21 protein-coding genes and 1 pseudogene are annotated in these 20,466 nt (G+C 70.8%); 16 read left to right on the forward strand and 6 right to left on the reverse strand.

Annotation, left to right across the window (positions count from 1 at the left end; translation table 11 throughout):
- Positions 1 to 7: 7 nt before the first annotated feature.
- The 3 genes from ACZ5NW_RS28590 to ACZ5NW_RS28600 all read right to left on the reverse strand — a co-directional run bounded on the left by ACZ5NW_RS28590 (position 8) and on the right by ACZ5NW_RS28600 (position 1,772).
- A complete protein-coding gene (locus ACZ5NW_RS28590) occupies positions 8 to 334 on the reverse strand; it encodes a plasmid stabilization protein (RefSeq protein ID WP_468746814.1) in 327 nt (108 codons plus the stop codon).
- Between the two features lie 140 nt (positions 335 to 474).
- Positions 475 to 1,404 (reverse strand): M48 family metalloprotease, encoded by a 930-nt coding sequence (locus tag ACZ5NW_RS28595; protein ID WP_468746815.1) that lies wholly within the window; start codon positions 1,402 to 1,404, stop codon positions 475 to 477.
- On the reverse strand, positions 1,401 to 1,772 hold the full coding sequence (locus tag ACZ5NW_RS28600; RefSeq protein ID WP_468746816.1) for a BlaI/MecI/CopY family transcriptional regulator: 372 nt from the start codon (positions 1,770 to 1,772) through the stop codon (positions 1,401 to 1,403). The genes ACZ5NW_RS28595 and ACZ5NW_RS28600 overlap by 4 nt, the downstream gene beginning before the upstream one ends.
- A gap of 116 nt (positions 1,773 to 1,888) precedes the next feature.
- Between ACZ5NW_RS28600 and ACZ5NW_RS28605 the strand changes: the two genes are divergently transcribed.
- The 5 genes from ACZ5NW_RS28605 to ACZ5NW_RS28625 are packed head-to-tail and all read left to right on the forward strand — an operon-like array spanning position 1,889 to position 5,873.
- Positions 1,889 to 2,557, forward strand: coding sequence for a DedA family protein (locus tag ACZ5NW_RS28605; protein WP_468746817.1), 669 nt, complete (start codon positions 1,889 to 1,891; stop codon positions 2,555 to 2,557).
- Positions 2,554 to 3,159, forward strand: coding sequence for a phosphatase PAP2 family protein (locus ACZ5NW_RS28610; RefSeq protein WP_468746818.1), 606 nt, complete (start codon positions 2,554 to 2,556; stop codon positions 3,157 to 3,159). Before ACZ5NW_RS28605 ends, ACZ5NW_RS28610 begins: the two co-directional genes overlap by 4 nt.
- A complete protein-coding gene (locus tag ACZ5NW_RS28615; RefSeq protein ID WP_468746819.1) occupies positions 3,156 to 3,887 on the forward strand; it encodes a phosphatase PAP2 family protein in 732 nt (243 codons plus the stop codon). The genes ACZ5NW_RS28610 and ACZ5NW_RS28615 overlap by 4 nt, the downstream gene beginning before the upstream one ends.
- Positions 3,841 to 4,503, forward strand: coding sequence for a response regulator transcription factor (locus ACZ5NW_RS28620; protein WP_468746820.1), 663 nt, complete (start codon positions 3,841 to 3,843; stop codon positions 4,501 to 4,503). Before ACZ5NW_RS28615 ends, ACZ5NW_RS28620 begins: the two co-directional genes overlap by 47 nt.
- Complete coding sequence (locus tag ACZ5NW_RS28625) at positions 4,500 to 5,873, forward strand: sensor histidine kinase (RefSeq protein WP_468746821.1); 1,374 nt, start codon at positions 4,500 to 4,502, stop codon at positions 5,871 to 5,873. The genes ACZ5NW_RS28620 and ACZ5NW_RS28625 overlap by 4 nt, the downstream gene beginning before the upstream one ends.
- 6 nt (positions 5,874 to 5,879) lie before the next feature.
- Here ACZ5NW_RS28625 and ACZ5NW_RS28630 read toward each other — a convergent pair whose 3' ends face one another.
- The 3 genes and pseudogenes from ACZ5NW_RS28630 to ACZ5NW_RS28640 form a co-directional block, all read right to left on the reverse strand.
- Positions 5,880 to 6,755, reverse strand: a complete 876-nt coding sequence (locus ACZ5NW_RS28630; protein ID WP_468746822.1) for a COG4705 family protein — start codon at positions 6,753 to 6,755, stop codon at positions 5,880 to 5,882.
- A gap of 168 nt (positions 6,756 to 6,923) precedes the next feature.
- Positions 6,924 to 7,541 (reverse strand): annotated as a pseudogene (locus ACZ5NW_RS28635) (COG4705 family protein).
- A 216-nt stretch (positions 7,542 to 7,757) separates the two neighbouring features.
- Positions 7,758 to 8,117 carry an excisionase gene (locus ACZ5NW_RS28640; protein WP_468746823.1) on the reverse strand — a complete coding sequence of 120 codons (360 nt, stop codon included), beginning with the start codon at positions 8,115 to 8,117 and terminating at the stop codon, positions 7,758 to 7,760.
- 69 nt (positions 8,118 to 8,186) lie between these two features.
- On the opposite strand from ACZ5NW_RS28640, the gene ACZ5NW_RS28645 reads away from it, so the two are divergent.
- The 11 genes from ACZ5NW_RS28645 (at position 8,187) to ACZ5NW_RS28695 (ending at position 20,402) form a co-directional block, all read left to right on the forward strand.
- Entirely contained in the window at positions 8,187 to 9,158 is a 972-nt protein-coding gene (locus tag ACZ5NW_RS28645; RefSeq protein ID WP_468746824.1) for a Clp protease N-terminal domain-containing protein, read from the forward strand.
- Positions 9,155 to 9,502 carry a hypothetical protein gene (locus ACZ5NW_RS28650; protein WP_468746825.1) on the forward strand — a complete coding sequence of 116 codons (348 nt, stop codon included), beginning with the start codon at positions 9,155 to 9,157 and terminating at the stop codon, positions 9,500 to 9,502. Before ACZ5NW_RS28645 ends, ACZ5NW_RS28650 begins: the two co-directional genes overlap by 4 nt.
- A 133-nt stretch (positions 9,503 to 9,635) precedes the next feature.
- A complete protein-coding gene (gene lat, locus ACZ5NW_RS28655) occupies positions 9,636 to 10,976 on the forward strand; it encodes an L-lysine 6-transaminase (protein WP_468746826.1) in 1,341 nt (446 codons plus the stop codon).
- A 51-nt stretch (positions 10,977 to 11,027) separates the two neighbouring features.
- Positions 11,028 to 12,581, forward strand: a complete 1,554-nt coding sequence (locus ACZ5NW_RS28660) for an aldehyde dehydrogenase family protein (protein WP_468746827.1) — start codon at positions 11,028 to 11,030, stop codon at positions 12,579 to 12,581.
- On the forward strand, positions 12,578 to 14,755 hold the full coding sequence (locus ACZ5NW_RS28665; RefSeq protein ID WP_468746828.1) for a thiamine pyrophosphate-dependent enzyme: 2,178 nt from the start codon (positions 12,578 to 12,580) through the stop codon (positions 14,753 to 14,755). Before ACZ5NW_RS28660 ends, ACZ5NW_RS28665 begins: the two co-directional genes overlap by 4 nt.
- 467 nt (positions 14,756 to 15,222) lie before the next feature.
- Positions 15,223 to 16,149: a hypothetical protein gene (locus tag ACZ5NW_RS28670; RefSeq protein WP_468746829.1), complete on the forward strand. Its 927-nt coding sequence runs from the start codon at positions 15,223 to 15,225 to the stop codon at positions 16,147 to 16,149.
- Positions 16,146 to 17,096, forward strand: a complete 951-nt coding sequence (locus ACZ5NW_RS28675; RefSeq protein ID WP_468746830.1) for a hypothetical protein — start codon at positions 16,146 to 16,148, stop codon at positions 17,094 to 17,096. The genes ACZ5NW_RS28670 and ACZ5NW_RS28675 overlap by 4 nt, the downstream gene beginning before the upstream one ends.
- Before the next feature lie 45 nt (positions 17,097 to 17,141).
- Complete coding sequence (locus ACZ5NW_RS28680; protein ID WP_468746831.1) at positions 17,142 to 17,522, forward strand: hypothetical protein; 381 nt, start codon at positions 17,142 to 17,144, stop codon at positions 17,520 to 17,522.
- A gap of 38 nt (positions 17,523 to 17,560) precedes the next feature.
- A complete protein-coding gene (locus tag ACZ5NW_RS28685; protein WP_468746832.1) occupies positions 17,561 to 17,917 on the forward strand; it encodes a hypothetical protein in 357 nt (118 codons plus the stop codon).
- A gap of 40 nt (positions 17,918 to 17,957) precedes the next feature.
- A complete protein-coding gene (locus ACZ5NW_RS28690; RefSeq protein WP_468746833.1) occupies positions 17,958 to 19,370 on the forward strand; it encodes a hypothetical protein in 1,413 nt (470 codons plus the stop codon).
- Positions 19,371 to 19,373: 3 nt separating this feature from the next.
- Complete coding sequence (locus ACZ5NW_RS28695) at positions 19,374 to 20,402, forward strand: polyprenyl synthetase family protein (RefSeq protein ID WP_468746834.1); 1,029 nt, start codon at positions 19,374 to 19,376, stop codon at positions 20,400 to 20,402.
- Positions 20,403 to 20,466: the final 64 nt, after the last annotated feature.

Consider the following 20,466-nt stretch of genomic DNA (forward strand, 5'->3'; position numbering starts at 1 on the left):
CACCGCCTCAACGGCCGAGCGCGTTCTGCAACTGCTGCTTGGTCATCGAGGAGCGGCCCTCGATGTTGCGCTTCTTCGCCTCTTCGTACAGCTGGTCCTTGGTCGGTCCCTGCGCACCGCTGTGCGAGCGCTGACCGCCCCGCTGGGACGCGGACTTGGGGTCACGGGTCGACGTCTTGCTCGCGGTCTTCGACTCGCCCGACCTCGCCCGCTCCTTGTTGACCGTCCGGGCGGCGATCTCCTTGGCCCGTCCGGTGGACTCGCCCCGGTCCTGGGCGCTCTTCTTGATGTGCTCGTACTGCCGTTCCCGCTTGGAACTCGATCCGGCAGGCATGACGCTCCTCCTCGTTCTTCCCGCGGCTTTCCCTCTCGTCGGGATGAGGTCAGCGTTTCGAGTTCCCCGAAGCCGTCGTCCGACGCACGTGTCCAGGGACTCCCACAGCTTCGGCCCTGGCTGCGGGATGCGCCGAGCCCTTACGGGTTCTCTTCGCCCTGGGCGACCTCGACCTCGTGATGGAAGTCCGCCACGCCGGTGGTCGCGGCCGCGACGGGCAGGATCGCGCAGACGGTGAGGAGCAGGGCGATCCATGGCCTGGTGTTCGAGCGGCCGTGGCCAGGGTTGAGAAGGGCGGCGACCCGCTGGGGAACGGGGCCCGTGGTCGCGGCGGGGGCGAAGTCCGGGCGGGTGGAGAGCTGAGCGTCCCCCGCGAGGGCGGCGCGGGCGATGGCCCGTGCCAGGAGGCGGCGGTCGCCGACCGCTGCGGCGGCGCTCTCGTCGGCGGCGCGTTCCGCGGCGAGCCGGATGGTGGCACGCGTGGCGTGGAGCGCGGGGTGGCAGTGGGCGGCGAGTTCGGCGCAGGCCAGGAAATAGTGGTGGCCGCCCGCGTTGTGGGCCCGCTCGTGGGCGAAGAGTGCTTCTCGTTCGGCGGGGTCGAGGCTGCGCAGCATCGCGGTGGTGACGACGATCCGGTGGGGCCTGCCGGGGAGGGCGTACGCGTCCGGGTGCGGTGAGTCGACGACGCACAGGTCGCCGGCGGCGGGGCGGCGGTCGGCCTCCGTACGAGCCGTGCGGAAGGCCCGGATCTGCCGCACGGCCGAGCGTGCGAGGGTCCAGGTGCCGAGGGTGAGCGCGCCGGTGGCGAGCGCGGCGGCCGGGAAGACGATCAGGTCCGAGGGGGTGCGCAGGGGGTGGATGAGCTCGCCCAGTTGCGCGAAGAGGGAGAGCTTGAGCAGTCCGATCAGCACGAGGGCGCCGAGGGCGGCCACGCTTGCACCGGCGCACGCTAGAACACAGGCGGTCAGTGCGCGCAGGACGGTGACCGGGTCGAGGCGTGCGAGGGCGCGACGGCCCAGGACCGGCAACGTGAAGGGCAGCAGGAGCGGAATCAGAAGGAGGGCGATCACTGCTCGTCGGCCTCCAGCAGTTGGCGCAGCAGCTCCCCGTCGTCCGGGCTGAGCCGGGCGACGAACCGGGCGAGGACGGTCTCGCGGTCGGCGTCCCGGTCGAGCTCGGTGTGCATGCGTTGGGCGGTCAGCCCGGGAGCGTCCTGCACAGGGATGTAGGCGTAGCCGCGTCCTTGTCGCTCGCGGTCGACGACGCCCTTGTCGTAGAGGCGGGACAGGATGGTCGTCACCGTCGTACGGGCGAGGCCGGAGGAGAGCTCGGCCTGGACCTGCGCCGGGGTGAGTGGTGCGCCGGCGGCCCACAGGGCGGCCATCACGGCTGCTTCGAGCTCGCCGGCCGGCCGACGTTCGTCCTTCGGGTCGGTCATAAGAACCATCCTCACCCCGTTATCGTCTACAGTTCAGTAGACCGTCTACACGATTGTAGTCACTGGTGGGTGCTATCGCGACGCGCCCGCTCCGCCGGACCGAAGGGGTCGCGACGATGTCCACACCCGTCCACCTATCGTCGCAGCTCGCTGTCAACGTGCTCGATGCCCATTCTCTGCTGGCCGCCTTCGGAGTGGTCGGGGTGGGGGCGGTGCTGTTCGCCGAGACGGGACTGCTGATCGGGTTCTTCCTGCCGGGCGACTCACTGCTGTTCACGGCGGGTCTGCTGTGCACGGGCTCCACCGCACAAGGTGTGCACCTGTCCCTGGGACCGTTGCTGGTCACGGCTGCGGCAGGAGCGCTGCTCGGGGCGCAGTGCGGGTATCTGCTCGGCCGGAAGGCGGGCGGAGCCGTGTTGGCCCGCAGCCGCTCACAGCGCCTGCACGAGGGCGCGAAACGCGCCGAGGAACTGCTGGAGCGGTACGGATATGCGAAGGCCATCGTGCTGGCCCGCTTCGTACCGGTCGTGCGGACCGTGCTCAATCCGATGGCGGGCGCGCTGGAAGTGCCGGTGCGGACGTTCACGCTGTGGCAGGTCGTCGGCGGACTCGTGTGGAGCGTCGGCCTCACTCTCGCGGGGGTTGCGCTGGGCTCGTCGATCCCGAACGTCGACCGTTACCTGCTCCCGCTGGTGGCGTTGATCGTCGTCGTATCGCTGATCCCGGTTCTTGCCGAGGTGCGCCGGTCGCGTCGGAGCGCCGGTTCCCAGGCGGAAAGCAGGTGATCATGGCTTTCGACGGTTCGTCGATCGACGGTGCTGCCTACCTGCACGTGGTGCGTATGGCCGGGCATGCGCCGGGCTGGCTGGACGGCGCGGTGTCGTTCTGGTCGACGTATGGGCTCGCGGTGTTCGCCGTCCTGGCAGGCGTCGGCTGGTGGTTCGCGCGCCGGGCCGGGGGCCCGGCGGCGGTGACGGCGCTGGCCGTGCCGGTTGTCGTGGTCGTCGCGTACGGCGTGGATGCCGTGGTGAAGCTGCTGGTGGGCGAGGACCGGCCGTGCCAGAGCCTGCGCGTGAAGACCGTGGAGGCGTGTCCGGCGCCTGGGGACTGGTCCTTCCCCAGCAACCATGCGGCGATCGCGGCTGCCGCTGCGATGGCCCTGTTCTTCGTCTCGCGCCGACTGGGGGAGGCCGCGGCCGTGGCCGCTGTGGCCATGGCGGTCTCCCGGGTGTGGGTGGGCGTGCACTATCCGCACGATGTCGTGGCCGGAGTGCTGGTCGGCGGGCTCGTCGCGCTCCTGTCGATGACCGCCGTGCGGCGGTGGTCGCCCTCCCTGGGCCGGTGGATCCGCTCCGGCCGCCTGCGCCCGCTGGTGACGGCCTCATGAACCGGCGCGACGCCGCCGACCTGGCGGGCACGGCCGGTCTCGGCGCCTTCATGGCCTTCGGCATTCTCACCTGGGTCGTGATCGGCCAGGACGGCGCTCCCCTGTGGGCGGACGACGGTCTGCTGGCCTGGTCGCTCGGCCATCGCCCGGACGTGGCGACGGCGCTGGCCCGCGGGGTGACCGATACCGGCAGCGGCGCCGTCCCGTACGCCCTCGCGATCCTGGCCGGCATGGTCGCAGGGCAATCCGCGTGGCAACGGATGTGGGCTGCCGCGCTGAGCCTTGCCTGCCTGGGCTGCGGGCAGGCGCTGCGTGACGGGTTGATGGCACTCCTCCAGCGGCCGCGTCCGCCGCACGCCGACTGGGCGGCGTCGGCGGGCGGCTGGGCCTTCCCCTCCGGGCACACCACCACAGCGGCTCTCACCGCGGGACTGCTGATCGTCGCTCTCTCGCTGCGCGTCCCGCGCGGCGCCACCGCGCTCCGGCTCGTGATCGGGTGCTGGGGCGTGCTGGTGGGCCTGTCCCGCGTCTATCTCGGCGTGCACTGGTTCAGCGACGTCATAGGCGGCTGGCTGTTCGCCACCGGATGGCTCGGAGTGTGCATGTACGGGATGGCCCGCTGGCTTCCCGCATCGTTCATCTCGGGCCCCCTTTCCATGGCCGAAGATCTGGCGGAGAACCATGCACCACAAGATCCTGGTCGTCGAGGACGATCACGCTCTGCGTGATGTACTGCGCCGCGGCCTGCTCGACGAGGACTTCGAGCCCGTGCTCGCCGCCGACGGCGCCACCGCCCTGCGGCTGGCCACCGGCAGCATCGCCGCGGTCGTCCTGGACGTGGGGCTGCCCGACGCCGACGGCCGGGACGTCTGCCAGGCGCTGCGCGCCAACGGTTTCGCCGCCCCGGTCATCTTCCTGACGGCCCGCCACCACCTCACCGACAGACTGTCGGGATTCTCGGCCGGGGCGGACGACTACCTGCCCAAGCCGTTCCATCTTGCCGAACTCGTCGCCCGGCTGCGGGCCGCGCTCAAACGCGCCGGGCCAGCGGCGGTGACCACGGCCGGGGATCTGGTCCTGGACGCGACCCGGCACAGTGCGAGGGCCGGTGAAGCCGACGTCGACCTGTCACCGACGGAGTTCCGGCTGCTGGCCACCCTCGTGGCCGCGGGCGGCGCCATCGTGAGCCGGCGCGACCTGGTCAGGGCCGCCTGGCCGGACGGCGCACAGGTCAGCGACAACACCCTCGATCAGTACCTGAGCCGGCTGCGCCGCAAACTGCGCGAGGCCGGCAGCGGCCTGAGTCTGACGACGGCCCGCGGAGTCGGGCACCGCCTGTCGTGAACCGTCTCCTGCGCCGCCTGACCCCCCGCACCCTGCGCGGCCGGCTCTCCCTCGTGGCCCTGACCACCGCCGCGCTGCTGATGACCGTACTGACGGTGGCGTTCAACACCGTGATGGACCGGTACCTGCAGCACCAGGCGGACGACCAATTGCGCAACCGTGCCGCGGCCGTCGCCACGACCATCGACACCAGCGGCCCCCGGGTGCGGGTCCTGGAGACCGTCAACGACCGCCTCCTCGACGCGAACGTGTGGATCTACTCCGGGGCACGCTTGCTGGAGCGGCCGCCCGCCACCACGGCCGACAGCACGCCGGCCCGAGCCGCCGGCCGGCTCGCCGCACAACGCGAGCGAGCCTGCTCGACCGTCGATCCCGAAAGCCCGCACGCCATACGCCTGTGCTCGGATCTCGTGGGCGGCCGTCACGGCGCCACCGTGGTCACGGCCCTGGACCTGGGCCCCTACCGGAGCTCGGCCGACACCCTGCTGCTGGGGTCCCTGATCCTGGACGCCGTCATGCTCGCGTGCACCTACGCCCTGACACGCCTGGCCGTCGGACGGGCGCTGCGGCCCGTACGCACCATGACCGACCAGGCCACCCAGTGGAGCGCCGTCACCTCCGACGAACGCTTCGGCGCCGACGACCACCCGACCGAACTCGCCCGCCTGGGCTCCTCGTTGGACACTCTGCTGGACCGCATCCGCACGGTACTGCGCCACGAGCAGCAGCTGACCGGCGAGCTGTCCCACGAACTGCGCACCCCGCTCACCCGGATCGTCGTCGAACTCGACTGGTGGCGGACGCGCCCGCGTACCGCCGCCGAAACCCGCGCAACCCATGAGGTGATCGCCGAGGCCGCCCAGTCCATGCGCACCATCTGCGACACGCTGCTCAACGACGCCCGAGACAAAGCGCACAACCCCTCGGCCGCCCCCGGCACCACCTCCGTCCTACCGGTCCTGCACCGACTGGTCGCGAGCCTCGACGCACCGGAGCGGGTGAAGGTATCCGTCGACGCGGGGGATCCAGGACCGCGGGCAGGCGTCGCGCCAGCCCTCCTCGAACGCATCGTCAGTCCGCTGCTGGCCAACGCGGTCCGCTACGCACACGCGGCGGTGACCCTGTCCGCGCGGCAGCTGCCCGGCAGCGTGCGCATCGATGTCACCGACGACGGCCCCGGTGTGCCGGCGGCGTTCGCCGACGACCTCTTCCAGCCCGGCCGCCGCGCCGACCCCGGCGACGGGCACGACGGCGCGGGTCTCGGACTGCCGCTCGCACGGCGCCTGGCCCGCACCGTCGGCGGCGAGGTGTCCCACGATCGCGCTCACACCCACGGGGCCCGCTTTCGGGTCGACCTGCCTGTCGGATGACCGGACTCAGTCGGTCGGCTGAATGAGCGGCTCGCGTCCCGTCGGCCGTGGTGCGGTGGTCCGGCGTTCCTGGACCTGCGCGTAGGCCACCAGACCGAGCAGGACGCTCAGGAGCACGGCCGAGGACCCGGCGGTGCCGAGGTCCAGGCCGCCCTTGGCCACCGGCTTTGTCAGGAAGTCCCCCGCGGTGGCGCCCAGGGGGCGGGTGAGGACGAAGGCGATCCAGAACAGCAGCACATTCGGCACCACCGGCACCTTCATCAGGGCGACCAGCACAGCGAGCGCCCCACTCACGAGCAGCGCGCCACCGGCGTAACCGAGCCCGGAGCTGTCGGAGAGGAAGTCGCCCATGGAGGTGCCGAGGGTGTTGGAGACGAGGATCGCCGACCAGAACAGCGCCTCGCCGCGGAAGGTGACGATGTCACGGATCTGGAAGGTCATCCCGGACATCTTCCAGACGGCGAAGACGACCAGCAGGATCGAGATGAGGATCGCTGCCCCGGTGGGGTAGCCGAGGCCGAGACCCTGCGGTCCCCAGCCGAGCGAAGTGGTGCCGCCGGACAGGAACCTGGTGCTCGCGTCGCGGTTCATGAAGTCGGACATCGTGGTGCCGGCCATGCTGGTCGACAGGATCACGGTCCAGTAGAAGAACGGGTGGTAGCGGCTGGACCTCAGCTGGACGACCAAGGTCACCACGAACAGAAGGAACAGGGCGATCGTGGTGAGGAAGTAGCCGAGCTTCAGGGTCTGGGCGAAGAGATCGCCGGCTGTCTCGCCGAGGGTGGTCGCGGCGATCTTCATGATCCAGAACGCCAGCGTGACCTCGGGGAGTTTCTTCATCACCGACTTCGTCGCGCTCGCGACGTCGAGATCAGTGAACATTTCCGGTTCCTGCACGGTGGGGGGCTCCGATTCGGTCGTACGGCAGAACGCCCGCCCCCGGAGAGGGGCGAGCACCCTGTGTCACGGGGCGACCTCGAAGAGTGATCGCCGGAACCGATCTTGGCAGCGCCCACCTGAACGCATCCTGAACGCAGGCCGCGCCCGTGCTCAGGCCGCGTACCGGGCACCCGACTGCGATTGCGCCACGTCCTTGCGGGTCACCGACAGATACCCGACCAGACCGAGGATGACCGTGAGGAACAGCGCACTGGTGACGACGGTTCCCAGGCCCAGGCCGCCGTCGCCGGTGGGCTGGGACAGGTAGTCGCCGACGGACGCGCCGAGTAGCCCTTGCCGGCCAGGCCAGGACGGCGAGCCAGTAGAACGACTCCCGTCCGGTGGTGTCGATGTGGTGGATGGACAGCGTCCGCTCGCGCCGGTACCAGACCACGAAGACGATCGCGAGGAGGACCGCGAAGACGGTCGTGCTGGTCTCCAGCGGTACGCCCAGGTTGTCGGTGAGGTCGTCGCTGATCAGCGTGCCGACGACGCTGATCAGGGCGACGGCCGGCCAGTACACACCCGCACGGTAGGCGCGGGTACGGAACTGCACGACGAGGTACGACTGCCAGCAGCGCGCTCGTCAGCACCGACACGCCGGTCAGGCCGAGACCAGAAGTACGCGGTGACTTCGGGCACCTTGTTCCAGCGCGGCCGACGACCGGAAGACACTGCCTGGGTGCCGGCCGCCGAGGGCGCGGGCGTCTCTGACGTCTCGTATGTCATGAGGCCCGACCGTGCCACGGGATACCTGAACGCATCCTGACTGCGGCACGGCACCGGCTGCCACGACCGCCCCACCCGAGCCCACTGACCGGCCGGCGCTCTGGCTGCGCCGCCGACTCGGCTGGACCGTCGTGCTGTCCCATCTCGCCGCCCTCTTCGCACTGGCTCGGGCGGTCCTGACAGGGCGTCACTCAGGGCGTCGGCCCGGCTTCTGGGTCACTCCCGTTCCAGTGCGGCCAGGCGCAGCTCCAGCTGGTCGACCCGGTGCCGCAGGAGAGCGACCTGGGCTTCCAGGCTGACTTCTCGTTCCGCTCTGCGCTGGATGCGCGGTGAGGCGGCGGCGCGCTCGATGACCGCGTCCAGCTGGACCAGGCGTTGCGGCCCGTTCGGGCCGTCCACGAGCCGGGACCGGATCTCCCCATTGCGGTACCAGGACCGCAGGGCCGAGCGGGAGACGCCGGTCTCGGCCTCCGCCTTGGCCAACGTGACCCACGGCGTCTCATCCAGCCGCTCGAACAACTCCAGCTCGCTCTGCCAGCGCGCGAGCCGGTCCTCCCACTCCGACGGTGTCTCCATGAACACCCTCCCTTCGCCACGGTGACCCTGTCAATAACAGTGTATTGACAGGGCTGAGAGCATGGAGCCATGACGTTCGAGAGGTTCACGGTGAAAGCCCGCAAGGCGGTCGTCACGGCTCAGGAGGAGGCGAGGCTGCTCAAGCACACCCACATCGGCACGGAGCACATCCTGCTGGGGCTGCTCGACGTAAGTGACAGCACGGCGGCGAAGGTGCTGCGGCAGCTCGGGTACGACAAGGAGACGGCCGAAGCCGATATCGCCGCGCTCGTCAAGCCCGGCACACAGGAGCCGAGGGGCCATATCCCGTTCGCGCCCGGCGCCAAGAAGACGTTGGAGCTGGCGCTGCGCGAGGCACAGCAGCTGCACCACACCGACATCGGCACGGAACACATCCTGCTCGCCCTCGTCAAAGAGGGTGAGGGCGTCGGCGCGACGATGCTCGCCGAGCGGATCAGCCCGATCGGCAAGATCCGTGCCGCCGTGCTGGCCTCGGTGCAGGCACCGCAGGACGTCGCGACCGGGCCCTGGCCGGCCGGTACACCCGCCACCGAGGACACCGTGGCCGCCGCCGGCGCGCTGGCCGGTGGCGCGCCGGTCGGCAGCCATCACCTGCTGGAGGCCCTGCTGCGGACGGAGAACAGCATGGCGGCCAGGGTGCTGAGCGAACTCGGGGTCGACGCGGACGCCGTCGCCGCCAAGATCGACGAGCTCGATCCGGAGACGACCACGGACGCGAATCCGGAGGAGGCCGCCGCGCGCAAGATGGAGATCCGGGTGGTCGGCGACGAGCTGCACCTGATCCTTCGGGACCCGGCGACGGTCGCGACGGCCAAGGAGGTCACCGCCCTGTCCGGCGGCCCGATCCACGGCACCGGACCGGTCGCCGGTATGTTCGTCCCGCTCTGGCGGTCGGCCAACGAGCTCCTGTTGCGGTTCCAGCACGCGCTGGAACCGGAGCCCGACGGAGCGGACGGCTCCGCGGCGAGCAAGGTGGCCAAGGCCGTGCGCGCGTCCCTCGCGCCCCGGCTCCGCCGATGAGCCGACTGAGGCCCAGCCCCGGGAGTCCCGGCAGCCCCGGCAGCCCGGGCGTAGAACTGCAGATCGAGCGAGTCATCGTTGCGTCCTTCGAGAAGGTCACCGTCCATGTGCGGTGTCTGCGGGGACCGGTGCGCCGCGGTGCCCGCTTCGACCGGCTCGGCGGTTCAGAGCAGGCGATCGACCTGACGATGACGCAGGCTGTCGTCTACGGGCATCGTGTGGCGGCACTCGATACCGGGCTCACGGCCTTGGTGGCGCTACGAGGCGACGGTGTCCATCACCTCGCCTCGGGCAGCTTGGCCTCCGGTTGGCAGGTCATCCACGGCGCGAACCCCTTGCCCTGACGGCCCTCTTCCGGAGCAACGATCGGCGGTCAAAACCTTGCGACTCTCCCCTGGCATACCTAAAGTATTTTTCGCCAATCCTCGTGCTTGACGAAAGTTCTTCGGCGAACGGCTATCGAGAGTAGGTGCCGCCATGACGGTTGCTGCTGCGTCGACGGTCCACCCGGACGAAGTACACGACAGGCTCGGTCGCCATGTGCTGACCGACGGCTACAAACTGGTGCTCGACCCGCTCGCCAGTCAGGGCTCGTGGATCGTCGACGCGCGCACCGGCGAGAGGTTCCTCGACCTCTACTCGTTCTTCGCGTCCGCCCCGCTGGGCCTCAACGCGCGCGGCATCGCGGACGATCCGGAGTTCATGGCCCTGCTCGCACAGGTCGCGGCGAACAAGCCCGCCAACCCCGACATCTACACCACGCACTACGCCGAGTTCGTGGAGACCTTCGCCCGGGTGCTGGGCGATCCGGACCTGCCGAGACTGTTCTTCGTCGAGGGTGGGGCACTGGCCGTGGAGAACGCGCTCAAGACGGCGTTCGACTGGAAGAGCCGCCGCAACGAGGCCGCGGGCCGCTCACCCGGACTCGGTACCCAAGTGCTCCACCTCCGGCACGCGTTCCACGGCCGCAGCGGTTACACCCTCTCGCTGACCAACACCGAGCCCGCCAAGACGGCCCGGTTCCCGCAGTTCGACTGGCCGCGCATCGACGTACCCGCGGTCCGGTTCCCGCTCGAACGCCACCTCGCCGAGGTCGAGGAGGCCGAGCGAGCGGCCCTCGACCAGGCGCGGCGCGCGTTCGAGGACAACCCGCACGACATCGCCTGCTTCATCGCCGAGCCGATCCAGGGCGAGGGCGGCGACAACCACATGCGCGCGGAGTTCCTTCAGGCGATGCAGGCGCTCTGTCACGAGTACGACGCCCTGTTCGTCCTCGACGAGGTGCAGACCGGGGTGGGGCTCACCGGCACCACCTGGGCCTATCAGCAACTCGGCCTTGAGCCGGACATCGTCGCCTTCGCCAAGAAGGTCCAGCTCGGCGGCATCATGGCCGGCCGCCGGGTCGAGCAGGTGCCCGACAACGTCTTCCGGGTCTCCGGCCGGATCAACTCCACCTGGGGCGGCGGGCTGGTCGACATGGTCCGGGCACGCCGGATCCTGGAGATCATCGAACGGGACGATCTGGTGGCCCATGCCGCTGCCATGGGATCGTGGTTCCTGGCCGAACTGCGTGATCTGGAGGTCCGGCATGCACCGATGACGGGCAACTCCAGGGGGCGCGGGCTGATGTGCGCCATCGATCTGTCCGACACCGGCGTGCGTGACGAAGTCGTAGGCCGGCTGCGGACCGAGGAACAGGTGATCGCCTTGCCCTGCGGTGAGCGTTCCGTGCGTTTCCGCCCCGCCCTGTCCATCACCCGGGACGAACTCGGGGTGGCCCTGCGGGGCCTCGACCGAGTCCTCGCCGGCCTGCGCTGAGCCGTATCCGTATCACCGACTGATCCGCACCAGCCGACAAGGAGCCCAGCCATGGCCCGTTCCGTCGTCTCGATCGTTGCCGGCCACCCGGTCGCCGGCGCTCCCGGCGGGACTCTTCAGCGCCCCAATCCCGGCCGTACCGCCGAGCTGGTCAGCGAGGTCTCCCTCGGGGACGCCTCGACGTTCACCGAGGCCGCCAGGGCCGCGAAGGCGGCTCAGCGGGCGTGGGCCGACATCCCGGCGCCCGTGCGCGGATCCGCGATCGGCAAGATCGGCCGACTTGTCGAGGCCAACAAGGACCGCCTCGCCCGCATCGTCACCGAAGAGATCGGCAAGCCGCTGGCCGAGGCCCTCGGCGAGGTCCAGGAGATCATCGACACCTGCGACTTCTTCCTGGGCGAGGGGCGTCGGCTGTACGGGCAGACCGTGCCCTCGGAGATGCCCGACAAGCAGCTGTTCACCTTCCGCAACCCCATGGGCACGGTCGCCGTGGTCACCGCCGGCAACTTCCCGGTCGCCGTGCCGGCCTGGTACCTCGTACCGGCGCTCGTGACGGGCAACACCGTGGTGTGGAAGCCCGCCGAGTACGCCGCCGCGAGCGCCCACGCCCTCTTCGAGCTCTTCGTACGCGGAGGCGGCCTGCCCGACGGCGTCCTCAACCTCGTACTCGCCGACGGGGAGCAGACGTACGCCGGTCTGGAGGCCTCCCTCGACGCCGGTCTGGTCGACAAGGTCGGCTTCACCGGATCGACCGCCGTGGGCCAGAAGATCGGCGCCCTGTGCGGACGTCACCTGCAGACCCCCTGCCTGGAGCTCGGCGGCAAGAACCCGCAGGTCGTGACCCCGAGCGCCGACCTCGACCTGGCGGTCGAGGGGGCGTTGTTCTCCGGATTCGGCACCGCCGGACAGCGCTGCACCTCCCTCGGAACGCTCATCGTGCACGAGTCGGTGCACGAGGACTTCCTCGCCCGCTTCGACGCGGCGAGCCGCGCGGCCCGCATCGGCGACGCGTTCGAGGACGTTCTGTACGGCCCGATGCTCGACGAGCGTTTCGCCCAGCGCTACGAGACCTTCCTCGGCTGGATCAAGGACCACCACCGGACGTACGGCTCCGACGGCGTCGGGCGGATCACGGCCGACAACCCGCGCAAGGGCTTCGTGGGGGACCCCGAGGGGGGCATGTTCTACCACCCGGTGATCGTCGACGGAGTGCGCCGCGACGACGACCTGTTCCTCAACGAGACATTCGGCCCCATCGTCGGGGTGACCACCTACCGGGACTTCGACGAGGCCCTCGAACTGGCCAACGCCCACGGCTACGGGCTCTCCGCCGCGATCTACACCACCGATCCGCACGAGGTGTGGACGTACCGGCGCGGCATCTCAGCGGGCATGGTCAGCGTCAACAACACCACCTCCGGAGCCGAGGCGCACCTCCCGTTCGGCGGCAACGGCAAGTCGGGCAACGGCTCCCGGCAGTCGGGGCAGTGGGTGCTCGACCAGTTCACCCGCTGGCAGTCGATGAACTGGGACCACTCCGGGCGCCTGCAGAAGGCGCAGATGGACGTGGCCACGCTCGAACCCGACCTGTCCTTCCGCCTGTGAGCGGCGTCGAGGACCTGGACCGGCACTTCCGCGAGGCGGTGGCCGGTCCGCCGTCCGCCGCCCGGGCCGCGGGGCCGCTGGACAGCCGTACCGCGCTGGACCTGTTCGACGCCCAGCTGGAGAGCCGGCACACCGACGCCGCCGCGCGCTGGATGCAGCAACAGGGCCGCGGCTACTACACCATCGGATCGAGCGGGCACGAAGGCAACGCCGCAGTCGCCCTCGCGCTGCGCCCGACCGACCCGGCACTGCTGCACTACCGCTCCGGCGCCTTCTACTGCGCCCGCGCACGGCAGGCCGGCGACGTCGACGCGGTCAGGGACATGCTGCTGGGCGTCGCCGCGGGCGCCGACGAGCCGATCGCCGGTGGCCGGCACAAGGTGTACGGGCGCCGCGAACTGGCCGTCATCCCGCAGACGTCGACCATCGCCTCCCATCTGCCCCGGGCGGTCGGGGTGGCCTGGAGCATCGCCCGCGCCAAGCGGCTCGGCGCCGAGTGCGCCTGGCCCGGCGACGCCGTCGTCTGCTGCTCCTTCGGTGACGCGTCGGTCAACCACTCCACGGCGGCGGGCGCCATCAACAGCGCCTGCCACGCGGCCTACCAGGGCCTGCCCATGCCGATCCTGTTCGTCTGCGAGGACAACGGCCTGGGCATCAGCGTGCCGACACCGCACGACTGGGTGCGCCGCGCCTACGGCGACCGTCCCGGCCTCGCCTACTTCGCCGCGGACGGGTGCGATCCGTCCGCCGCCTTCGCCACCGCCCGCGAGGCGGTGGCCCATGTACGCAGGAGCCGGCAACCGGCCTTCCTGCACCTGTCGATGGTGCGCTTCCTCGGCCATGCGGGCTCGGACGCCGAAGCCGCCTACCGAATGCCGTCCGACGTCGCCGCGGATCTGGAACGCGACCCCCTGGTGGCCACCGCCCGGCTGCTCACGGCGACCGGCGTCCTCACCCCGCGGCAGATCCTCGACCGCTACGACGAGGTGGGCGGACGGGTGTTCGCCCTGGCCAAGGAGTCCCTGGAGAGCGAGCCCCTGACCACCGCCGCGCAGATCGCCGCGCCCATCGCCCCCCGCCGTCCCGACCTCGTGGCGGCCGCGGCACGCCGTACGAGCGACCGGCCCGCGGTGGCCGTGGGCGAGCCCGTCACCGTCGCCCAGGCCATCACCCACACCCTCGCCGATCTGCTCGGCAGCCACCCGGAGATGGTCGTCTTCGGCGAGGACGTCGGCCGCAAGGGCGGGGTCTACGGACTCACCCGGGGGCTGCAGCGGCGCTTCGGCACGGCTCGGGTCTTCGACACCCTGCTCGACGAACAGGCCATCCTGGGCCTCGCGTTGGGGGCGGGCCTGTCCGGGCTGCTGCCGGTGCCGGAGATCCAGTACCTCGCGTACCTGCACAACGCCGAGGACCAACTGCGCGGCGAGGCCGCCACGTTGCGCTTCTTCTCCCAGGGCCAGTACGCCAACCCGCTGGTGGTCCGTATCGCCGGCTACGGCTACCAGCGCGGGTTCGGCGGTCACTTCCACAACGACAACGCGCTGGGCGTCCTGCGGGACATTCCCGGTCTCGTCATCGCCTCCCCGTCCCGTCCCGATGACGCCGCCGCGATGCTGCGCACCTGTGTGGCGGCCGCGAAGGTGGACGGAACGGTCAGCGTCTTCCTCGAACCGATCGCGCTCTACCACACGCGCGATCTCCACACGGACGGGGACAACGCCTGGCTCGCCGGGTACCCGCCGGCCGGGGAGCACGTACCGATCGGCCGGGCTCGCACGTACGGCACGGGCGCGGACCTGACCCTCGTCACCTTCGGCAACGGCCTGCCCCTCTCGCTGCGGGCCGCGCGCCTGCTGGAGCAGCGGGGCATCGCGTGCCGGATCGTCGACCTGCGCTGGCTGGCGCCTCTGCCGGTCGAGGACCTGCTGCGCGAGGCCAGCGCGACGGGACGCGTCCTCGTGGTCGACGAGACCCGCCGTACGGGAGGCGTGTCCGAGGGAGTCGTCACCGCCCTGGTCGATGCCGGATTCACCGGCGCGATCCGCCGGGTCGCGAGCGCGGACAGCTTCATCCCGCTCGGGAAGGCGGCCCAGTTGGTCCTCGTCTCCGAGGCCGACGTCGAACAGGCGGCCGTCGAGATGCTCTCGGCGGTCCCGCCCGCTCACGGGTGACGGCCGGTCAGTCCGGCCGAGGTTCCAGGCGATCACCCGGCATCCAGCTCACGAGGCGGAGCGAAACGCCCGCTTCCTGAGGTCGGCCGGCTTCGTCGCCTGCCGCCGGCCCGCGGCGGCTCGCTGGGCGATCCGCACGGCCTGCGCGAGGTCGCTCCACTGCTGGCAGGCGGCGTCGCGTCCGGCGAGCCACAGCTCCCGGCGGGCGACGGTCCGCAGTGCGGAACGGTCGTCCGGCCATGACCCGGGCCATCACCTGTGCGCTCAGGCCCGAGACGGTCAGTTCGGTCTGCTCCCCTTCCCCGCCGAAGCGTGCTCGCCGTCCGAGGTAGACGCAGCGGACGGGGCTACGCCGCGCCGAGTGGGCGCACGACCCCGGCTCGCGCGGGTCGGGCCGCGACTCCCCGTCCGGGTGAAAGGAGTGGGAATGAGCAGGTAGCGGCACATTCGCCTGGCAAGATCCACATATGACCGCCCCCGCATTCGATCTCGCCGTCGGAGTCTCCTCGGGGTCCCTGGACGCTGGGCTGAAGCAGCTGCACGCCGGCCACCGGGGGCTACTGAAGGGCGACCACACGGAAGTCGTTTCCGACGTCCGGTACTCCGTCAGCTGGGACCTCCAGGAGCCGCCGAGGATCTCCCTGGGCGCTCCCGACGCCGCGCGCTGGAAGAAGACCTGGAAGCAGAAGGGCGTCAGCGCGCTGCCCCCCTCCGGTGTGGTCCAACTGGTGATGCCGCAGCTGTGGTTCAGTCTGGCCTCGAACGGTGGCACGCTCAGTGAGCTGAGCAGCAGCGTGGCGGTGCCCGCCCGGCTACTGGTCGTCGACGGTGCCGTACAGGTGGAGCTGCTGGGGGTGTGGATGGAGACTCCCCCTGCCGACGGCAACGACCGCGCAGTCCTTCGGCAGATCCTCGTCCCCAGGCTGCTCAAACTGGGCAGTGGCCTGCTGAAGGGGCTCAGGCTCCCCGCCCAAGACCTCTTCGGCCAGCAGGTGAACCTCACGCCCGTTCTCGTGGACGTCACCGACAGGTATCTGGTCTTCGCCACCTCGTCGCAGCCGGGGGCTGTCTCCGTCCCCGCCATCGGCTGGCCGCCGGGCAAGGAGGTCTTCTGCCTGGTCAGCCCCGCGCTCATGACAACACTCGTCCGCGCGGCGGCGCAGCAGGAGGCGAAGAAGCAGGAGGCCGTCGTCTATGCCAAGGAGACGCTGCTGGGGATGGCCGATGTCACGCTCGAAGCGCATTTCCGGGGGCTCAAGGACCTGAGGGTCGAGGTCCAGGACCCGACCCGGCTCTCCGCCGGTGTGGACCTTTCCTGGAAAGGCGCCGTGAAACTCTTCGCCAGTGACACCGATGAGGGCTGCGCGCTCGTCGAGGCCACCCAGAACATGTGACGGGGCATGACGACGTGACCGGATGCGATCTCGTGGTGGCCCTCGGACAGGACGCCCTCAACGGCCTTCTCACCAGCCTGGCTTCCCGCCCTGGCCTGCGTGACAGTCTGCTGACCGGCACGCTTCACGTGCCCGCGGGCGACCGGACCGTCCCGCTCGACTGGTCGTTCGGGAAACCGCCGGTGTTCTCCCTGGACGAGCCCACCGGCGAGGAGTGGCGGGCGGCGATCGGCCCGCGCGGCGTCCCACCCCGCAGGGTGGCAGGAGCGTTCACGGTGCTGGTGCCCGAACTGACCGTCAGCGGCCCCGGCATCAAGCGGGCCACCCGGTCGGTGAAGGTCATCTGCACGCTCGCCGCCCGGTCCGGGACGCTCGTCTTCACCCCGCTGGGCGTCGAGGTGGACCTGCGGAACGTCCCCGATCCCAACGATCGGGCGGTGTACCGGCACATCGTGGTACCCAAGGCGCTCCAGGCCGCGCCGGCTCTGCTGGCCGGGGCCGCGCTGCCCCGGATCCACCTGGCGGGGCTCTCCTTCGGCGACTTCGCCCTCGCCGTCGGCGCCGGCATGGTGGTGGGCGCCGCGAACACCGCCGACCGGTCCCCGGCCGGGGTTCCCGACCCGGCCGTGCTGTTCCCGCGGGCTCCCGCGTTCGAGGTACTGCTGTCGCCCTTCGCCCTCCAGCGCGCGGCTCGCACCGCCGCCGCCGACCTGGTCGGCCGGTCCGAGTCCACCCGCGGAAGCTCCGGCTTCGGGATCGGACGGGCCACGTACCAAGGCCGGGTGCGGGTGGACGCCGCCGCGGCCAGTGTCACCGGCCGTCCGCTGGACTTGGACATCGACATCTCCCTGTCGGTCCACGCCGAGGCCGGTGTGGACCTCTTCCCGGACATCGGGGAGGCCCTGAACCGCGCCGCCAAGCGCATCCGCGATCTCTTCCCCTGGTGACGGCACACCCGACCCTCCGCACCCGCCCCCCCCTCATGGAGTCCCATGGCTGACATCGGCATCTCCTACGACGCCTCCGTCGCTCCCGCACCGCTGCGGGTGCGCGTACGGCTGAGCCTGTCCGGCACCGCGATCCGGGCGACGCTGGAAGGCGTACCGCCCTTCGTCGCCGCCCTCCGCCCCGTGGGCAATGTCGGTGAACTGATCCTCTCCGGGGTCGCCTGGCCCGTGGCCCAGACCCTCGCGGTCCTGCTGCCCGCGGTCGGCCACCGGATGCTCCAGGACCAGTCCTTCGACCTGTTGCCCCTCCCCGCGCCGCCGCCGCTGCACGTGAACGGCCAGCAGCTCACCCTCCGCCTGGACGGCCCGTCCCTGAGCAGCCGCGGCGGCATGCTCAGGTTCACGGCCACGCCCAGGCTGGCCTGAACAAGCCCTCCGAAAAGACAGGACCGTCCATGGCCTTCATGAGCTTCTCAGCAAGCACCGAGCCCGACCCCCCGACGGTCACCGTCCGGGCTGTCGACGTGTCCGACGAGAAGTTGACGGTCGAGGTGACGAAGCTGACCCTCTCCGCCGTCCGCCTGAGCCCGTCGAACGACAACGCGAAACTCGTGGCGGACCAGATCGCGGGTCTGGCAGCACCAGCCGCGTCGGCGGTCAGGAACTTCTTCGAAGGCCGGACTTTCGACGTGCCGCTCGATCGGCCCCTGGAAACGTCCTTCCCCGCCGGTGACACCGAGGTGAAGGTGCGGCTCGAACAGCCCGAACTGGGCTCCCACAACGGGATGCTCATGATCAGCGGCACCGCCTCCGTCTCCTGACCCACCCCCTGTCACCCACCTCCCCGGAGCCCCCTCCCCAATGAACGATCCGCAGACCGACGGCGAGCCCTACGCCGCCGAACCCGTCCGCCTTCCCGACACGCCCGGCTTCCCACTGGCCCGCGGCGTGGACACGGCCGACATCGACACAGTCTCTTACGACACCGGCGCCCTGAGTATCCGCTTCGGTGACCTCACCCTGCGTCCCCTGGGAGCACCGGAACCGGAGGGCACCGAAGTCCTGGGCGGGATCACCAAGGTCACGTACCGCATCCCGGCCCTGTCCCTGACCGGCCGATACGCGCTCGACGCCCGGCCGGACGCGATCAGCGACATCGACGCCGGCGGCAACCCCTTCCAGCCGCTGACCCCCGAGCAGCAGCAGCCGACATTCGCCGCCGCGCCCGCCACCCACACACCCCCTCCCGAAGAGAGCCAGGAACGGTGGCACGCGCGGGCCCGCGCCCACCGCGACACCCTGATGACGACGGAGAACGGCCGGAAGCTGCTGGTCGAGTACGGCAAGCACAACGACGCGTACTGCGAGGTCTTCGCCGGTAACGACGTCGCCGGCAAAACCCTGCGAGGCATCTGGCGGAGCGGCGGTGTCACCCGCCGTATGGGGGAGCACACCTACTCCGTCACCGACCCCGGCACTTCCCCCGGTGAACAGCAACCGGTCAACGAGTGGCGGGACCCGGAGAACCCCGACATCACCTTCAACGCCCATGCCTGGCGTCAGCGGACCGCTCTGGTCACGGCTCTCGACCGGAAGGCCGCGCTGGCGGAGAAGCGCAACGACGCCGAGACCGCCGCACGCTACGACGCGGCGGCTGCCGCCGCCGAGTCCTTCACCCATGAGATCCAGCAGATGGGGAGCGGCGGCAACAACGTGGCGCCCTTGACCCAGCAGCAGATCTACCAGGAGGTCGAGGACCACCCGGGCACGGTGACGCCGCCGCCCCCGGGGGCGATGGCGCGCTACCGGCTGCCCGCGGCTCCGGAGGAGATCCTGCCGCGGGGGCGGCCCGGCGAGGTCGCCGGGACAACACCCGACGGCTGGGTGGAACTGACCGCGCAGGACCACGAGGTCATCGACTGCTTCCACCGGGCTTTCTACCAGCAGGAGGCCGCCGAGGCCGACCCTGCCGACAACACCCTGCACATGGGGCGGCTCTCGGCCCGGCTCCAGGACGTGCGGATCACCCTGCGACTGCCCGACGGGCCGGGCAGCTTCCCCACCGATCCGGAGGATGTCGAGGTCGCCCTCCCGGAATTCGGCCTCGACGTGCAGGACGAGCACTGGGAGGGCAACGCCGGGGAGGTGGCGAAAGAACGCCTCGCTGGGATGACCTTCGTCCTCGGACTGCTGCACGATTCCACGGCGGAGGCACTGCGCTACAGCGCCCTCACCGCCCTGCCCGGATACGCTCTGCCCGCCCAAGAGGCCTGACCCGTGCTCATCCTCGATAGTCGTACGGCCCCCGAGGACGTGGCCCGAACCGTCTGGGCGGAGTTGCTGGCTGAGGACCTGATCCGCTACGAAGCGGTCCTCGAAGCGGCGCTGGAGCCCCAGCAGGAATACCTCAGTGACGCGGAGTACACCATCTACCGGCGGGGCAAGAGACTTCGCCCGGCGATTCTGCTGCTTGCCGCCCGTATGGTGCACGGACCGGCCCCGCTGCCGGACAAGGTGCTCCAGGGCGCCGTCTCGCTGGAGATGCTGCACGTCGCCACCCTCATCCACGACGACGTGGTGGACGGCTCGATGCTGCGCAGGGGGATGCCGTCGGTGAACGCCGCGCGCGGGCCGGGCACGGCGGTGATCATCGGCGACCTCCAGTTCGTCCAGGCGGTCCGCGGTTTCGTTGACGCCATCGACCGGGACAGCGACATGGCGCTGGTCAAGCTGGTGCTGGACAGCGCGTTCGACACCTGCCGCGGCGAGATGGATGAGCTGCGCACCGACCTCGCCCTGGAGCCTGCCGCCCTGGTGGAACGCTACTGGCAGACCGCCGACCGCAAGACGGCCGTTTTGTTCGGGCTGGCCGCCGAGTCCGGGGTGGTCCTGGCCGACGGGCACAGCAGCGATGCCCGCCGGGCCGGCTTCTACGGACGCGGAGTCGGCCGCGCCTTCCAGGTCATGGACGACCTGTTCGATCTCGCCCGGGCCGAGGACGCGTCCGGCAAACCGTGCGGGGTGGACCTGCTGTGCGGCCGGGCCTCGCTGCCGCTGATCTACGCCATGGCGGAGCTGGGGCCCGCCCACCGGGTCAGCCGGATCATGCGCGGTGAACCCGCCGACCCGCCGGCGCTGGCCCGGGCCCTCGCGCAGGTCCGTGCCACCGGCGGCTTCGCCCGTGCCTACGCGGATGCCCGCGCCCAGGCGCTCGACGCCCTGGAGTTCCTGCGCCCCTTCCCGGACAACCGGTATCGCCGGGCCCTGCACGATCTGACCCTGCACGTGGTGGACCGGTCCCCGTGAGCGGAGCACCGCCACCCTGCCCGCCCGACGCTCTTTCCGGTCGGCTGCCTCCGGCAGCCCGGCA

It is taken from the genome of Streptomyces sp. NPDC032126, assembly GCF_055580085.1.

What these genes read in the sequence shown, in the direction of transcription:
- ACZ5NW_RS28590 (WP_468746814.1), bottom strand. Translation starts at nt 334, where the DNA reads ATGCCTGCCGGATCGAGTTCCAAGCGGGAACGGCAGTACGAGCACATC.
- ACZ5NW_RS28600 (WP_468746816.1), bottom strand. Translation starts at nt 1,772, where the DNA reads ATGACCGACCCGAAGGACGAACGTCGGCCGGCCGGCGAGCTCGAAGCA.
- ACZ5NW_RS28605 (WP_468746817.1), top strand. Translation starts at nt 1,889, where the DNA reads ATGTCCACACCCGTCCACCTATCGTCGCAGCTCGCTGTCAACGTGCTC.
- ACZ5NW_RS28615 (WP_468746819.1), top strand. Translation starts at nt 3,156, where the DNA reads ATGAACCGGCGCGACGCCGCCGACCTGGCGGGCACGGCCGGTCTCGGC.
- ACZ5NW_RS28620 (WP_468746820.1), top strand. Translation starts at nt 3,841, where the DNA reads ATGCACCACAAGATCCTGGTCGTCGAGGACGATCACGCTCTGCGTGAT.
- ACZ5NW_RS28630 (WP_468746822.1), bottom strand. Translation starts at nt 6,755, where the DNA reads ATGTTCACTGATCTCGACGTCGCGAGCGCGACGAAGTCGGTGATGAAG.
- ACZ5NW_RS28640 (WP_468746823.1), bottom strand. Translation starts at nt 8,117, where the DNA reads ATGGAGACACCGTCGGAGTGGGAGGACCGGCTCGCGCGCTGGCAGAGC.
- ACZ5NW_RS28645 (WP_468746824.1), top strand. Translation starts at nt 8,187, where the DNA reads ATGACGTTCGAGAGGTTCACGGTGAAAGCCCGCAAGGCGGTCGTCACG.
- ACZ5NW_RS28650 (WP_468746825.1), top strand. Translation starts at nt 9,155, where the DNA reads ATGAGCCGACTGAGGCCCAGCCCCGGGAGTCCCGGCAGCCCCGGCAGC.
- lat (WP_468746826.1), top strand. Translation starts at nt 9,636, where the DNA reads ATGACGGTTGCTGCTGCGTCGACGGTCCACCCGGACGAAGTACACGAC.
- ACZ5NW_RS28660 (WP_468746827.1), top strand. Translation starts at nt 11,028, where the DNA reads ATGGCCCGTTCCGTCGTCTCGATCGTTGCCGGCCACCCGGTCGCCGGC.
- ACZ5NW_RS28670 (WP_468746829.1), top strand. Translation starts at nt 15,223, where the DNA reads ATGACCGCCCCCGCATTCGATCTCGCCGTCGGAGTCTCCTCGGGGTCC.
- ACZ5NW_RS28680 (WP_468746831.1), top strand. Translation starts at nt 17,142, where the DNA reads ATGGCTGACATCGGCATCTCCTACGACGCCTCCGTCGCTCCCGCACCG.
- ACZ5NW_RS28685 (WP_468746832.1), top strand. Translation starts at nt 17,561, where the DNA reads ATGAGCTTCTCAGCAAGCACCGAGCCCGACCCCCCGACGGTCACCGTC.
- ACZ5NW_RS28690 (WP_468746833.1), top strand. Translation starts at nt 17,958, where the DNA reads ATGAACGATCCGCAGACCGACGGCGAGCCCTACGCCGCCGAACCCGTC.